The organism is Colwellia sp. E150_009 (assembly GCF_053543955.1).
This window is the reverse complement of the sequence record NZ_JBHFOM010000043.1, coordinates 25,965-40,441: the sequence shown is the minus strand read 5'-3', so window position 1 is coordinate 40,441 and position 14,477 is coordinate 25,965. Positions and strand designations below refer to the sequence as shown.

14 protein-coding genes are annotated in these 14,477 nt (G+C 37.0%); 2 read left to right on the top strand and 12 right to left on the bottom strand.

All coding sequences use genetic code 11. The annotated features are described in order from the left end of the window. Window positions 1-188: 188 nt before the first annotated feature. From ACE1OF_RS16055 to trmJ, 11 genes are all read right to left on the bottom strand, one after another. A complete protein-coding gene (locus tag ACE1OF_RS16055) occupies window positions 189-1,025 on the bottom strand; it encodes a mechanosensitive ion channel family protein (RefSeq protein ID WP_448895658.1) in 837 nt (278 codons plus the stop codon). 110 nt (window positions 1,026-1,135) lie between these two features. Next, window positions 1,136-2,935 carry an EAL domain-containing protein gene (locus ACE1OF_RS16050; RefSeq protein WP_448895657.1) on the bottom strand — a complete coding sequence of 600 codons (1,800 nt, stop codon included), beginning with the start codon at window positions 2,933-2,935 and terminating at the stop codon, window positions 1,136-1,138. Between the two features lie 294 nt (window positions 2,936-3,229). Further along, window positions 3,230-3,568 (bottom strand): ISC system 2Fe-2S type ferredoxin, encoded by a 339-nt coding sequence (gene fdx, locus ACE1OF_RS16045; RefSeq protein ID WP_448895656.1) that lies wholly within the window; start codon window positions 3,566-3,568, stop codon window positions 3,230-3,232. Window positions 3,569-3,626: 58 nt separating this feature from the next. Next, entirely contained in the window at window positions 3,627-5,501 is a 1,875-nt protein-coding gene (gene hscA, locus ACE1OF_RS16040; protein WP_448895655.1) for a Fe-S protein assembly chaperone HscA, read from the bottom strand. Between the two features lie 77 nt (window positions 5,502-5,578). After that, the gene (gene hscB, locus ACE1OF_RS16035; protein WP_448895654.1) at window positions 5,579-6,106 is read right to left on the bottom strand and encodes a co-chaperone HscB; all 528 of its coding nucleotides are present in this window, start codon (window positions 6,104-6,106) and stop codon (window positions 5,579-5,581) included. A 157-nt stretch (window positions 6,107-6,263) separates the two neighbouring features. Next, a complete protein-coding gene (iscA, locus tag ACE1OF_RS16030; RefSeq protein WP_448895653.1) occupies window positions 6,264-6,587 on the bottom strand; it encodes an iron-sulfur cluster assembly protein IscA in 324 nt (107 codons plus the stop codon). Between the two features lie 51 nt (window positions 6,588-6,638). After that, complete coding sequence (gene iscU, locus ACE1OF_RS16025) at window positions 6,639-7,019, bottom strand: Fe-S cluster assembly scaffold IscU (protein ID WP_448895652.1); 381 nt, start codon at window positions 7,017-7,019, stop codon at window positions 6,639-6,641. Window positions 7,020-7,074: 55 nt separating this feature from the next. After that, window positions 7,075-8,289, bottom strand: a complete 1,215-nt coding sequence (locus ACE1OF_RS16020) for an IscS subfamily cysteine desulfurase (protein ID WP_448895651.1) — start codon at window positions 8,287-8,289, stop codon at window positions 7,075-7,077. 79 nt (window positions 8,290-8,368) lie between these two features. After that, the gene (iscR, locus tag ACE1OF_RS16015; protein WP_448895650.1) at window positions 8,369-8,860 is read right to left on the bottom strand and encodes a Fe-S cluster assembly transcriptional regulator IscR; all 492 of its coding nucleotides are present in this window, start codon (window positions 8,858-8,860) and stop codon (window positions 8,369-8,371) included. A 262-nt stretch (window positions 8,861-9,122) separates the two neighbouring features. Continuing rightward, window positions 9,123-9,977 carry a serine O-acetyltransferase gene (cysE, locus tag ACE1OF_RS16010; RefSeq protein WP_448895649.1) on the bottom strand — a complete coding sequence of 285 codons (855 nt, stop codon included), beginning with the start codon at window positions 9,975-9,977 and terminating at the stop codon, window positions 9,123-9,125. 42 nt (window positions 9,978-10,019) lie between these two features. Beyond that, a complete protein-coding gene (gene trmJ / locus ACE1OF_RS16005; RefSeq protein ID WP_448895660.1) occupies window positions 10,020-10,802 on the bottom strand; it encodes a tRNA (cytosine(32)/uridine(32)-2'-O)-methyltransferase TrmJ in 783 nt (260 codons plus the stop codon). Between the two features lie 387 nt (window positions 10,803-11,189). Between trmJ and suhB the strand changes: the two genes are divergently transcribed. Both suhB and cobA read left to right on the top strand, forming a co-directional pair. Continuing rightward, window positions 11,190-11,993 carry an inositol-1-monophosphatase gene (gene suhB / locus ACE1OF_RS16000; protein ID WP_448895648.1) on the top strand — a complete coding sequence of 268 codons (804 nt, stop codon included), beginning with the start codon at window positions 11,190-11,192 and terminating at the stop codon, window positions 11,991-11,993. Window positions 11,994-12,104: 111 nt separating this feature from the next. Next, window positions 12,105-12,920: a uroporphyrinogen-III C-methyltransferase gene (gene cobA / locus ACE1OF_RS15995; protein ID WP_448895647.1), complete on the top strand. Its 816-nt coding sequence runs from the start codon at window positions 12,105-12,107 to the stop codon at window positions 12,918-12,920. Window positions 12,921-12,972: 52 nt separating this feature from the next. Here cobA and ACE1OF_RS15990 read toward each other — a convergent pair whose 3' ends face one another. Then, window positions 12,973-14,331 carry a DEAD/DEAH box helicase gene (locus tag ACE1OF_RS15990; protein ID WP_448895646.1) on the bottom strand — a complete coding sequence of 453 codons (1,359 nt, stop codon included), beginning with the start codon at window positions 14,329-14,331 and terminating at the stop codon, window positions 12,973-12,975. Window positions 14,332-14,477 lie beyond the last annotated feature (146 nt).

Below are 14,477 nucleotides of genomic sequence, written 5' to 3'. Positions count from 1 at the left end.
ACTATGTTTAATCAATTTTCCTTGTTCTAAGCTCGCTAATGAAGCTCTGAGTTGGGAAGAAATTTAATCAAATTGGTATAATATGAAAGAATATCAACAGTTAAAACAAAAAATGCGATAGATTAATAAAATCTATCACATTGGTTTTAATTGAGCGCTCGATTTTTAACGTATTACGTCCATTAAATTTATGATTGAATTAAATGTACGTCGCGTTGTGGGAACGGAATACTGATATTATTTTTATCAAGTGCTTTTTTCATTGCTTCATTCACTTCAAAATAAACAGCCCAATAATCTTTTGGATGACAATGCGGTCTAACAGCTAAATCAACAGAGCTATCCCCCATTCCTGACACACCAACAAAAGGTGCGGGATCTGTCATTACTTTATCATTTGCTTCTAATACCTCCATCAATACAGCTTTAGCCTGGTCAATATCAGCGTTATAAGCAATACCAACCGACAGATCAACCCGAATCTTACCTTCTACGGTAAAGTTAGTAATTGAGCCATTAGAGACTGCACCATTAGGTATGATAACTTGTTTAGATTGTGGTGCAATTAAAATGGTATTAAATATTTGTACTTCTTTAACAACCCCTAAATGTCCTTGTGACTCAATTAAATCACCTACTTTATAAGGTTTGAAGATCATAATTAAAACACCGCCTGCAAAGTTTGCTAAACTACCTTGCAATGCCAGTCCAATTGCCAAACCAGCGGCACCCAATACAGCAATAAAAGAGGTGGTTGCGATACCAACCATTGACGCCACTGAGATAAATAACAGTACTTTGAAAATCCACGAAACCAAACTGTCCATAAAAGGGATGAGAGTGGGATCGACTTTTGATCTTTCCATCGATAGTATCACAAGTTTACTGATACCCTTGATCATCCATAAACCAATAATTAGCGTAATTACTGCTAACGCAAGTTTAGGGGCATATGCTAAACCTAACTCATATGCTTTCATCGATAATGTATCAGCTAGCGCCATTGTTTCGTCTATTTCATTCATAAAAATCCTTTATTTGTAAGGTTAAATTTTTCACCAAGTTTAACTAACATTTCCATAAAATCAAATAATTAAGAATATCTGTTTTAATTAAATTTACTTACTTTACTATTCTAATAGCCTTTCTGCTCAAGCATGTATACAAAATCTTTCAAAGAAATAGGCTTAGAAAACCAGTAGCCTTGAAAGTACAAACAACCATTATTTTTCAAATCAAGGTATTGTTCCTCGGTTTCAACACCTTCTGCTATCACGTTAAAATTATAAAGTTTAGCGATTGACAAGATAACAGCAGACATTCCCGTAACTGGTGTTGAATATTCCGTATCGCCACTGACAAAACTTCTATCAATTTTTAAACAGTTTAGTGGGTATTGCTTAAGTTGGTTAAATGAAGTAAATCCCGTACCAAAATCATCTAGCGACAGTTTAAAACCAATACGTCTTAACGAAATTAGCATTTCTATTATTTGTAAGTCTGTTTCAACTAGGCTAGTTTCAGTGATTTCCAACTCAATTTTAGTTGGATCAATGTTATATTTTTCGATCAACTCTTTAATTCGGTAAACAAATTCTTTATTGCGTAGTTGATTTGAAGATATGTTAATGGAGTAAAACTCTATATTAGGTCTTGTTAATATTTCTGTATTAGCAATCATTTTAAATGATTCATTAAGCACCCAAAAGTCTAACCGCTCTATCAAACCAAAATTTTCCGCTATGGGTATAAATTTATCAGGTCCAAAGTTTCTCAGCTCTGCTCTATTGCATCTAACCAATAATTCTGCACCAGCAATGGTTTTATTATTGTCGCGAAAAATTGGCATAAAAACCATATTAAACTGATTTTTATCCATTGCCAGCACAAGCTCTTTGGCAATATATTTTTGTTCTTCTGATTGCTGCTCTATCAACTCATCAAATATTTGTACACTATTAACACCAAGCTGTTTTGCTCGCTTTAGGGTTATGTCAACATTATCTATAATGTTTGGAAACTTCCCATTTTTACGAGTTGACCTGACTACAGCAACAGAGACTGAAATTGTTGCTGGATGGCCTGAAACAATAGATAACTGGCTAACCGATACTTTTAATCGGTCAACAAATGACAATATATCAAGTTCTTCAGGTAAGTTGGTAAACGCTATGGCAAATGAATCACCAGAAAACCTTGCTAAATAATGTGAGCTTGCGCTATCAACCACTTGAGAATTTTCCATAATACTAAACAATTTTTTACCAAGGCGCTGAATTAATTTATCACCCTCTATAAATCCCTGCGTATCATTAATAGTACGAAAGTTATCAATATCTAAGTGAATTGAAGTAATTGCATTAATATCCGCATTTAAATGGCAGTCATTCAGCCATTCATTATAGGCATATCGGTTAGCTAGCCCAGTTAATGGATCTTTTTTGGATTCATTATCAATAGCATTTTGTTGTTGCCGGGAAAAATAAGCAGAATAAGTAGTAAATATGATAGTTAACGATAAAGAACTTGCTAGTCTTAATGAATCAATAGGTTCACCGTGTAGCATAATTAACACTAAAAAAACGACTAACGAGGGGATCGAAATTAACAACGCAGTTCTTATTGGTACTAAAAAGAATATGCCAACAATGGAAGGAAAACTATATACAATGCCGTGAATACCAACATAATAACTGGCGAGTGCTAAACAACACCACATAGATATTATAATACTTACTTTACCAATTTTAGTTATTTCATCATTACGAATATTTTTAAAATTAACAGCAAAAACCAATGCTGTACAAAGCAGTGCTCCAGATAAAATATAATTCTCTTTTAGATAATGAACATAAGTAAATATAGTGACAGGAATAAAGCATAGTAATAAAAAAAGTCGAGAATGACGTTCATGTAATACTAATATCCGTGACATCTAAAAAACTCCCTTCCTAAAGATAGCGCTTACAAAAATTTACTCAGTATAGAATGATCACCTTTTTTAAAGCAAGTCTTTTGATTTTCTTATTTATTTTTTTTCAGACAACATTACTTTCAATGTAAATAATCATTCTTCAAGCCTATCACACCTGAATTACTCGAATAGTGGGTAGTGATATTCCTTCATGGTTGGCAAGGGATTAAGCATTCATAAAAAGTCAAAAGGGTAATAACACAGTTATGTTATTACCCTTTTGATGAATCAACGACTGTAAATCAATTATTTACATTAGTGATTTTCAGACACCATATTCACTGTATATTTAGGAATATCAACCACTAAGTCTTCGTCACCCACAATAGATTGACAGCTAAGACGAGATTCCGGCTCTAACCCCCATGCTTTATCAAGCATATCTTCTTCAAGTTCATCACTCTCTTCTATTGAATCAAACCCTTCCCGAATAATAACGTGACAGGTTGTGCAGGCACACACTTTCTCACAGGCATGTTCAATACCAATATCATTTTTTAAAGCAACATTTAATATGCTTTCACCTTTTTCAGCTTCCACAACGGCGCCTTCTGGGCATAATTCTTCATTGGGTAAAAATATAATTTTTGGCATTTTACTTATCTCTTGTTGTCATTTTATTTTAGCTTACGGCTAAAAATAATATGTTAGGTTACAATTTTTCAACCGACTGACCACTTAATGCTTTGTTGATTGAGCTGTCCATGCGGCGCTCTGCAAACACGGCTGTTGCTTGATCTAATTTTTCTATCGCGGCTTCAATAGCATCGGCATCTTCACCTTGACTAATATCTGCAACAAATTTAATTGATTGTTCAATATCACTAATTTCAGCGTCAGTAAGTAAATGTCTATCTAAAGTAATGGCCGCTTGAATTGATTCAATAACGCGGGCAGCTTCAACTTGTTGCTCTTTAAGCATGCGTGCATCAATATCAGCTTTGGCATTATTCATTGAATCTTTTAACATTTGAGCTATTTTACCATCATCTAAACCAAACGATGGCTTCACTTCAATACTTGATTCTACCCCTGATGATTTCTCCATTGCCGTTACAGACAACAGACCATCAGCATCAACCTTAAACGTTACACGAATATGCGCTGCTCCCGCTGTCATTGCAGGAATACCTCGCAGTTCAAAACGAGCTAACGAACGACAATCGTCAACAAGTTCTCGTTCCCCCTGCAGCACATGCACAGCCATTGCCGTTTGACCATCTTTAAAAGTAGTAAATTCTTGTGCTTTTGCAACAGGGATAGTGGTGTTACGTGGGATCACTTTTTCAACCAAGCCCCCCATGGTTTCTAAACCAAGCGACAATGGAATAACATCAAGCAATAAAATATCACTGTCTGGCTTATTACCAGCCAGAATATCTGCTTGAATCGCAGCCCCAATGGCAACCACTTTATCTGGATCAATTGATGTTAAAGGTTTTTTATTAAAGTATTTTTCTACTTCACTTCGTACTAATGGCACACGAGTTGAACCGCCAACCATCACCACTTCTAACACATCATCAACACTAATTTGAGCATCTTTCAAGCTTCGTTTACAGGCTCTCAATGTTTTTTTAACTAGATCTGAAATTAAACTATCAAACGTTTCTTTCGATAACGTTGTAGACCATGCTTTGCCATCATCAAGTGCTAATTTCACATCAACACTACTTTGCGTTGTTAATTGTTCTTTAGCTTTACAAGCTTGTTGCATTAGTTGACGTTCAAGAGAAGGAGAAAAGGGTCGTGTTAAAGCGGCCTGCTCAACTAAGTAATCAACAACCACTACATCAAAATCATCACCACCTAGGGCTGAATCACCGCCTGTCGATAACACTTCGAATACGCCCTTATTTAAACGTAATATTGAAATATCAAATGTACCGCCGCCAAGGTCGTAAATAGCAATAACCCCTTCTTGCCTAGAGTCAAGCCCGTAAGCAACAGCCGCTGCAGTTGGTTCATTTAGCAAACGTAACACATTAACACCCGCCAGTTTAGCTGCATCTTTGGTACTTTGTCGTTGTGCATCATCAAAATGTGCTGGAACCGTAACAACCACACCTGTAAGCTCTCCACCTAATGCTTGTTCCGCACGCTGGCTCAAGTTTTTCAAAATTTCAGCAGAGACTTGCACAGGGTTAATTTTACCGTGGCGCGTCATAATTTCAGGGTGGTTCTCATCTCCGCAAAACTGATACGGTAATGAGGGGTATTTACTTTGTATATCTGATAATGATCGACCGATTAAACGCTTGGCCGATACAATAGTGTTTTGAGGGTCACTAACGCTAAAGGTTTTCGCTTCGTCTCCCACCAAAATACTTTTTCCCTCTGATGGTGCTTGATAACTAACGATAGAAGGCAATATATCGCGATTGTTATTGTCCATCAAAGTACTTGCTTCACCGCTTTGTACACTGGCAATAAGGGAATTGGTTGTGCCTAAATCAATACCTGCAGCTAACCTATGCTCGTGAGGTACTGTACTTTGACCTGGTTCTGCTATTTGTAATAAAGCCATAGTTTAATTCTATTCTTTTTTGTTAATGTCATCACAAGCGCAATTGCACTTAATTAAATTATTCCGTCTATGTTCTGTTAGTCATCAAACAAACTTTCTTCCAGACGTTCTACTTCAATATTAAGTTTTTGATAAAATTTTAACTTACGTAAATTATCGCATGCCTGTATATTCGCTGCGTCATTATTTTCAAGCATTTGTGTGCGAAGTAAATTAAAATGTTGTTGGTACTCTTGGGTCAGCTCTTCTTGAGCCGCTTCTAGTGCTGCATCCACATCATCAGCAAACTTGACATCGCCTAGCATTTCCCTTAACTCCATTTGCCTCATTAAAAAGCTAGTATCACCAAAAGTATGCTGCTCATTAGGCAAATCAACCCCACGTAAAGTAAGTATGTATTCGGCTCGTTTTAAGGGATGTTTTAACGTTTGGTAAGCATCATTTATTTCAGCTGATTTTTGCACCGCAAGCAACTGATCTTGGCTTGAGGCATGGGCAAACTTATCAGGATGAACCTTTTTTTGTAAGGTTTGATACGTTTGTGATAATTGATTTAAGTCGACATCAAAGTTTACTTCAATGCCGAATAATTGGAAGTAATTCACTTTTTTACCTAAAGAGTTCTCATTCTAAAAAATCTAAATTAGTGTTCTAGAAATAGCTTGCAGATATTTAATGTACATTCAAGGCGAAAGCACGAAGTGACTTTAGTCATGAGTGCTTTCAATGATGAAGATAGATTAAATAGCAAAGTGCAACTACTTAAACATTAAAGCTTTCTCCGCACCCACACTCACCTTTAGCATTGGGGTTGGTAAATTTAAAGCCTTCATTCAAGCCTTCTTTAACAAAATCTAACTCAATGCCATCAAGGTAAACCAAGCTTTTTGTGTCAATGATAATTTTAACATTTTCAATATCAAATACATTATCATCTTCATTCAAATCATCAACAAACTCAAGAACATAAGCCAACCCTGAACAACCGGTTGTTTTAATACCTAAACGTAAACCAAGGCCTTTACCTCGGTTTACCATAAAAGATTGTACTCGTTCTGCTGCCGCTGGCGTCATGGTAACTGACATACTACTTTTCCTGTTTAGCGTCTTGGTGTAAATTATATTTTGTTGTAAATATTAACCGTTTTTACTTTTGTAATCTTCAATTGCGGCTTTAATTGCATCTTCAGCCAAAATTGAGCAATGAATCTTTACGGGTGGTAATGCTAATTCTTCAGCAATAGCCGTATTTTTAATTTCGCCTGCTTCTTCAATTGATTTACCTTTAACCCATTCTGTTACTAATGAGCTTGAGGCAATAGCAGAGCCACAACCATAGGTTTTAAATTTAGCATCTTCAATAATGCCGTCAGCTGAAATTTTAAGTTGTAACTTCATCACGTCACCACACGCAGGTGCACCAACCATTCCAGTTGCAACATTAGGATCATTTTTATCCATAGAACCAACGTTACGTGGATTTTCATAATGATCGATTACTTTTTCACTATAAGCCATAATAATTTCTCCTAGCAGTTTTCACACTTTTACAGATTAATTGAACCAATAAAAATTAGTGAGCTGCCCATTCAATTGAGTCTAAATCAATACCGTCTTTGAACATTTCCCAAAGCGGTGACATATCACGTAAGTGACCAATAGATTTCTGTATTAATTCAATAGCATAATCAATTTCTTCGCTTGTAGTAAAACGACCAAAACTAAAACGAATAGAACTGTGTGCCATTTCATCATTTAAACCAAGCGCACGTAATACATACGAAGGTTCAAGGCTAGCTGATGTACAAGCGCTGCCCGATGAAACTGCTAAATCTTTTAATGCCATAATTAATGATTCGCCTTCAACAAAGTTGAAGCTTACATTTAAATTACCTGGATAACGCTTGTCAAAATCACCATTAACAAACACTTGTTCCATAGCATTTAACCCTGCCCATAAGCGATCACGCATTGCTGTAACGTGTGCAAGATCTTGTGCCATTTCTTCTTTTGCCAATCGACAAGCTTCACCCATTCCCACTATTTGATGAGTTGCCAATGTACCAGAACGCATACCACGTTCATGACCACCACCGTGCATTTGCGCTTCTAAACGAATGCGAGGCTTGCGGCGAACATACAAAGCACCAATACCTTTTGGCCCGTACATTTTATGTGCAGAAATAGATAATAAATCTACTTTCAAATGTTGCATATCAATGTTGATCTTTCCGACACTTTGTGCGGCATCAACATGAAATATAATTTTACGAGCGCGACACATTTCGCCAATTTCACTGATATCTTGAATGACACCAATTTCATTATTAACATGCATAATACTTACTAAAATAGTGTCATCACGCATCGCAGCTTCAAGTTTATTTAAATCAATTAAGCCGTTATCTTCAGGATCAAGATAAGTTACCTCAAATCCTTGTCGTTCTAGCTCGCGACATGTATCTAATACCGCTTTATGCTCAGTTTTACAGGTAATAATGTGTTTACCTTTTTTGCTATAAAAATTGGCTGCGCCCTTTATAGCCAAGTTATCTGATTCTGTAGCACCCGAGGTGAAAACAATTTCACGTGGGTCAGCATTAATTAACTCAGCTATTTGGTTTCGAGCAATATCTACAGCTTCTTCAGCTTGCCAACCAAACTTATGTGAACGCGACGCGGGGTTGCCAAAATGACCTTCATTAGTCATGTATTGCATCATTTTTTCCGCAACACGCTTATCAACAGGTGTTGTTGCTGAGTAATCAAAATAAATAGGAAGCTTCATTGGCTTTCTTTCTCCACTTGTACGAGTTATCTGATATTAATCGAATCAAAGAACTATGATTAATATTAACGTGTATACATTATAAGTTAACGGGGATAATCGTTTCTAACGATGATTTTTTATTTACTGTTAGATAAATATCATCTTGTCGTTTAGAAACGGTTTTCACATCATTTTTGGCTACGAGTTCAGCCAGAGAAATACTCTGTAAAAACTCTTCAATACGCTGACTTAAACCATGCCATAAAGAATGCGTTAAACATTGATCTCCTCCTTGACAATTACCCTTTCCTTGACATTTTGTTGCATCAACACTTTCGTTAACTGCGCTGATGACATCAGCGATAGCTATTTGTGCTGAACATCGTCCTAAACGGTAACCGCCACCGGGGCCACGTACACTAATGACCAAACCATGTTTACGTAATTTAGAAAATAATTGCTCTAAATATGACAGAGAGATTGCTTGTCGCTCTGAAATATCTGCTAATGAAACTGGTCCATGTGCTGCATGCATAGTAACATCAAGCATTGCTGTTACCGCATAACGACCTTTAGAGGTTAATTTCATAATCTGTGCCTATATGATCTATGTTAGTGACAGGTATTATTAACAATTTTTAGTATTAATTAGTGCGACAATCATTAATTTCGCGCAATTTTACATAACCCTAAATAATAGTCAAATATATACCTGAGTAATATAGTCAAGTATTTTACACTAAGAAAAGTAAATGGCAAAGCAATACTTGACTATTTTAATCAACTATTGCTTTCCATGCGTTATGAAAGACAGTATTGCCCCTTGGTATTGATGATTAACTTATTCATCTTTAAATTTCAGGATCAAAACTTTCAACCTTATTTTGTCTACGTTTAGCCGCCGCTTTTTCATCCTCATCAAATTCTCCCACTTTTAATTCAGGTAAATTTTTAGGACAAATATTTCCTCCAAGCTGATTAACTTCTTTGCAAATATTTGAAACACGATCGTCCATTAAATGCATATGATCTAACAAACGTCCAATTGCTTTTGCGACTGGGTCAGGGCTATCAGCTGAAACAGCGTAAGCATCAAACCCAAATTTTTTCGCTGCTTCGTCACGAGACTCTTTATCTAAGTGACCATTGAGCTTCTCATTTACTTCATTGTCTAATAACGAGTTAGCATTTTTATTACTGTTAACAATGCGTGCTGGAATACCCACAGCAGTTGCATTCTCAGGTAAATCTTTTACCACGACAGAGTTTGAGCCAACTTTACCGCCTTTACCTATGGTAATAGGACCAAGTACTTGAGCACCAGCGCCAATAACGACATTATCTTTTAATGTGGGATGGCGTTTACCCGCATTCCAACTTGTGCCACCAAGGGTAACCCCGTGATATAGTGTAACATCATCACCAATTTCTGAGGTTTCACCAATAACCACTCCCATGCCATGATCAATGAAGAATCGACGACCCAATTTTGCACCAGGATGAATTTCAACCCCAGTTAACCAACGAGAAAAGGTGGATAAAATTCTTGCCAATAATTTCCAATTTGCACACCATAGTCGGTGGCTTAAGCGATGTATCCAAATAGCATGTAACCCAGGGTAATTGAGTAGCACTTCGAAAGTAGTACGTGCTGCTGGGTCTCGGTCAAAAACACTGTTAATGTCTTCTTTCATGCGGTCAAACATAGGTTTTCCTTTATTTTTATTTATTTGGTTGAAGTTTCTCTACTAGGGTTTTTCAGTAGACGATCTTTCTATTGAGGCAAGAATACCACGCATCATTTTCACTTCTTTTACATCAGGACGAGCACGATTAAACAATCGTCTCAATTTTGTCATTACCAACCCAGGGTGGCTATCAACAATGAAGCCAGTAGAAATTAGTGCGTTTTCAAAGTGCTGATAAAAACGCTCGGTTTCTTCCGTTACAGGGTAAACTTCATCATCTTCACTTTTAGCGCTTATTTTCTTGCCTATATATTGACCATTACCTGTACTGCGCTCTTGTTGTTGGTTGTCAATAGATAACAAATAACTTGTACGTACTTCATAACTTAGCGTTTGTACGGCCATGGCTAAATTCAATGAACTATATTCAGGGTTAGCTGGTATTTGCACATGAAAATGACACATTTGTAACTCATCATTAGTTAAACCACTGCTTTCTCGACCAAACACTAAAGCAACAGGATATTCTCCAGCTTCTGCTATTAATTTTTCACCACAGCCACGCGGTTCAAGCATAGGCCAAGGTAGTGTTCGCGAGCGAGCACTAGTACCAACCACTAAACCACAATCTTCAATCGCTTCGCTTAGTGTACTAACCACCTTAGCATTGGCGAGCACATCGGTTGCGCCAGCAGCTAGAGCTTGAGCTTGACCATTAGGCATTTCAATAGGATCAACTAATATTAATTGGCTTAGCCCCATCGTTTTCATTGCTCTTGCTGCGCTACCAATGTTTCGACAATCTGAGGTATTAACTAATACAATACGAACTTGATTTAATATATTACTTTTCATTGAGTGTGCGTTTGGATCTGACATGTTACTTTCTGCTCATATTTAGCGTTATATTTGGGTTAGTTTCTAAAATATATTAACCCCTTGTTTATGCCTGTGATCCTAACATAGAAGAATACTGCTGTGCCTAATAAAAAGCACGTAAAATCAATAAACCAAGTTCGCTTAAGTTAGTTTATTTTTCTATATGAATTTACATCGCTTATTTATTAAACAATTTTATTTGAGATGTCTCTCGCTAAAAATATCAATACTTGCTATAATCCGCGCGCTAAAATTATACAAGGTTTTATTAGCTTATTTAAAAGCTAATGGCGTTAGATAATTTGTAGTTACTCGTTCTTTTAAAAGCCATTTACAAATAGGTACATTATTATGCATCCCATGCTAAATATTGCCGTGCGCGCTGCGCGCAATGCAGGAAAAGTTATAATTCGCTCTTTTGAGCAACTTGATAAGGTAGAAGTAGAATCAAAAGGTTCTAACGACTTCGTCACTAGTGTTGATAAAGCGGCCGAAGAGACTATCATTGAAACTATTCGTAAATCATACCCTGCCCACACCATTGTTGGTGAAGAGTTTGGAGTATCAACTGGCTCAGACAATGATTATCAGTGGATTATAGATCCACTAGACGGCACAACAAATTTCATTAAAGGCATCCCTCATTTTTCTGTATCTATTGCGTTAAAAGTAAAAGGTAAGTTAGATCAAGCTGTCGTATTTGACCCCATCCGTGGCGAATTATTCACAGCCAGCCGTGGTAAAGGCGCACAATTAAATGGTATGCGTATTCGCGTAAAAGCGCACAAAGACCTATCAGGTACGGTTTTAGCAACAGGGTTTCCATTCAAACATAAACAACACACCAATGCTTATATGGCAATGTTTTCTGCTTTATTTCAAAAAACATCAGATATGCGTCGGGCAGGCTCCGCAGCACTTGATTTGGCCTATGTAGCTGCAGGCCGTGTTGACGGCTTTTTCGAAATTGGCTTAAAGCCTTGGGATACTGCTGCGGGCGAATTATTAGTGATTGAAGCTGGCGGTTTGGTAACAGACTTTGCGGGTGGTCATAACCATGCAACATCGGGCAATATAGTTGCTAGTAATACACGTTTACAAAAAGAAATCTTAAAAGAGCTTCGTCCCCATTTAGGTGACGCGCTAAATAAATAGTTTTATAAACAAATAGCATATAAGTTATATTTAAAAAAAAAGCGCCTTTTGGCGCTTTTTTTGCTTTAATAATGCGAGTAACACTAATTTAATCCCACAACCAGAGTAACAATGACTTTTTCATCTCACTACATTCCACCGCCACACAAACAGTCTTTTAAAAATGGTGAAGTTGCCTTAGTCGGTGCAGGCCCAGGAGATCCCGATTTATTAACTTTACAGGCATATCGATTTATTCAACAAGCTGAAGTTGTTATTTATGATCGACTTGTTAGTGAAGAAATAATGGCATTATTGCCTAAGCATTGTGAAAAAATTTATGTTGGCAAAAAACAAGCTGATCACCGTGTGCCACAAGAAGGTATCAATCAATTATTAGTAGATAACGCTAAACAAAATAAGAAAGTTTTACGATTAAAAGGGGGAGACCCTTTTGTTTTTGGACGCGGTGGTGAAGAAGCGCAGTTTGTATTAGAGCATCATATAGCTTGTCATATCGTACCTGGAATAACTGCCGCATCAGCTTGTACTGCTTATGCTGGTATTCCATTAACTCACCGTAAAGTCGCTCGTAGTTGCACCTTTATTACGGGTAATGTGCAAGATAATGGTGCACTTGATCTACCTTGGCAAACCTTAAATGATGAAGAACAAACGGTTGTCTTTTATATGGGTATAAAAAGCCTACCTATTATCACTCAACAATTAGTGAGTGCAGGTCGCGCTAAAACAACGCCTGCCGCATTAATTCGTAAAGGTACCTACGAAAGTCAAGAGGTGGTTAAAGGCAACTTAGCAACCCTAGAAGAACTTGTACAACGCTATAATATCAAACCACCTAGTTTAATTATTATTGGCAATGTAGTTGATACCTTTGCTGATTCACAATTAAAAAATTTAGGATACTTAAGTCCTATTGATAAATAAAAGTTAATTTAACATTAGCGCTTAAACAAAATTAAACAGTAAAATCGATAAATTAAGTATTCTTATTTCTTTGACCATTCACTACAGCAGGTTTGCCTCTAGCGCGTTTTGGATTTGTATTATTTGCTGATGACCGCTTTGCTGCAGGGCGTTGTCCATCTTTATGTTCACTCTTTCCTTGATTTGCTACCTTTGGCTTTTGGGGCTTTTTTGCTTTGATTGGCCGAATTGCTCTTGAGTCACCTAACGCATTAACAGGAATAAAGTTATCTAGGATTTTCCGTTCAATATGCTGTTGAATAACGTGTTCAATGTCCCATAACAAATTTAACTCATCAGCACAGACTAATGAAACAGCTTGACCAGTATTACCTGCACGAGCAGTACGACCAATACGATGAACATAGTCTTCTGGTACGTTGGGTAAATCAAAATTTACCACATTAGGCAGTAAGTCTATATCGATACCGCGAGCCGCGATGTCTGTGGCAACTAAAATTTGTACTCGGCCATCTTTGAACGATGCAAGCGCTTTAGTGCGAGCACCTTGACTTTTATTACCGTGAATAGCCGCAGCTGATAACCCTTCAGCTTCTAAATATTTAGTTAACTTATTTGCACCATGCTTAGTTTTTGTAAACACAAGAACCTGTTGCCAAGTATTTTCTTTTATTAAATGCGTTAACACAGCAGATTTACGTTTTTTATCTACCGGTGTTAACCATTGTGTTACTTTCTCAGCAGTAGAATTTTCTGGGTTAACTGAAATTTCGAGTGGGTTATGAACTAAGCCTTTTGCTAACGCGCGAATATCCGCTGAAAATGTTGCTGAGAATAATAAATTCTGACGTTGCTTAGGCAAAAACGTAATGATTTTTTTTATATCACGAATAAAGCCCATATCTAACATACGATCAGCTTCATCAAGAATAAGTACTTCTAGTTGAGAAAACTTAACGGCATTTTGATTATACAAGTCAATCAAACGTCCTGGTGTTGCGACTAACACATCAACACCTTGTCTTAAGCGCATCATTTGTGGGTTAATTTTAACACCACCAAAAACAACGGTAGAATGTAAATTTAGATACTTACCATAACTTGTAATACTGTCACTTATTTGTGCCGCTAATTCCCTTGTAGGCGTTAATATTAATGCTCTGACATTATTCGACTGCACTCTACTTTGCGCCGTTCCACCTTTTGATAGTTTTTCTAGCAGTGGCAAAGTAAAACCAGCTGTTTTACCTGTTCCCGTTTGCGCAGCAGCCATCACATCTCGTCCTGAAATAACGGCAGGAATCGCTTGTGCTTGTATAGGCGATGGAATGTCATACCCTTTATCTCGAACTGCTTTAAGTAATGGCTCTGATAGACCTAGATCGGTAAAACGGGTGGCAGTGGTGCTCATAAAAAATCTCTTGGGGGTGTATTATAGGTTACGAATGGACAGTTTCTAAAAACGAACTCCAACTATATAATAGCTGTAACCTGATAGTGAATACCATTCGGTATAAGGGCGTGCAGCATACAGTAAGGCTGCCTAAATTGGTATCT

Coding starts and splice junctions, on each gene's coding strand:
- ACE1OF_RS16020 (WP_448895651.1), bottom strand. CDS start 8,289: ATGAAGCTTCCTATTTATTTTGATTACTCAGCAACAACACCTGTTGAT.
- cobA (WP_448895647.1), top strand. CDS start 12,105: ATGACTTTTTCATCTCACTACATTCCACCGCCACACAAACAGTCTTTT.
- iscU (WP_448895652.1), bottom strand. CDS start 7,019: ATGGCTTATAGTGAAAAAGTAATCGATCATTATGAAAATCCACGTAAC.
- cysE (WP_448895649.1), bottom strand. CDS start 9,977: ATGTTTGACCGCATGAAAGAAGACATTAACAGTGTTTTTGACCGAGAC.
- ACE1OF_RS16055 (WP_448895658.1), bottom strand. CDS start 1,025: ATGAATGAAATAGACGAAACAATGGCGCTAGCTGATACATTATCGATG.
- fdx (WP_448895656.1), bottom strand. CDS start 3,568: ATGCCAAAAATTATATTTTTACCCAATGAAGAATTATGCCCAGAAGGC.
- iscR (WP_448895650.1), bottom strand. CDS start 8,860: ATGAAATTAACCTCTAAAGGTCGTTATGCGGTAACAGCAATGCTTGAT.
- ACE1OF_RS16050 (WP_448895657.1), bottom strand. CDS start 2,935: ATGTCACGGATATTAGTATTACATGAACGTCATTCTCGACTTTTTTTA.
- hscA (WP_448895655.1), bottom strand. CDS start 5,501: ATGGCTTTATTACAAATAGCAGAACCAGGTCAAAGTACAGTACCTCAC.
- ACE1OF_RS15990 (WP_448895646.1), bottom strand. CDS start 14,331: ATGAGCACCACTGCCACCCGTTTTACCGATCTAGGTCTATCAGAGCCA.
- iscA (WP_448895653.1), bottom strand. CDS start 6,587: ATGTCAGTTACCATGACGCCAGCGGCAGCAGAACGAGTACAATCTTTT.
- suhB (WP_448895648.1), top strand. CDS start 11,190: ATGCATCCCATGCTAAATATTGCCGTGCGCGCTGCGCGCAATGCAGGA.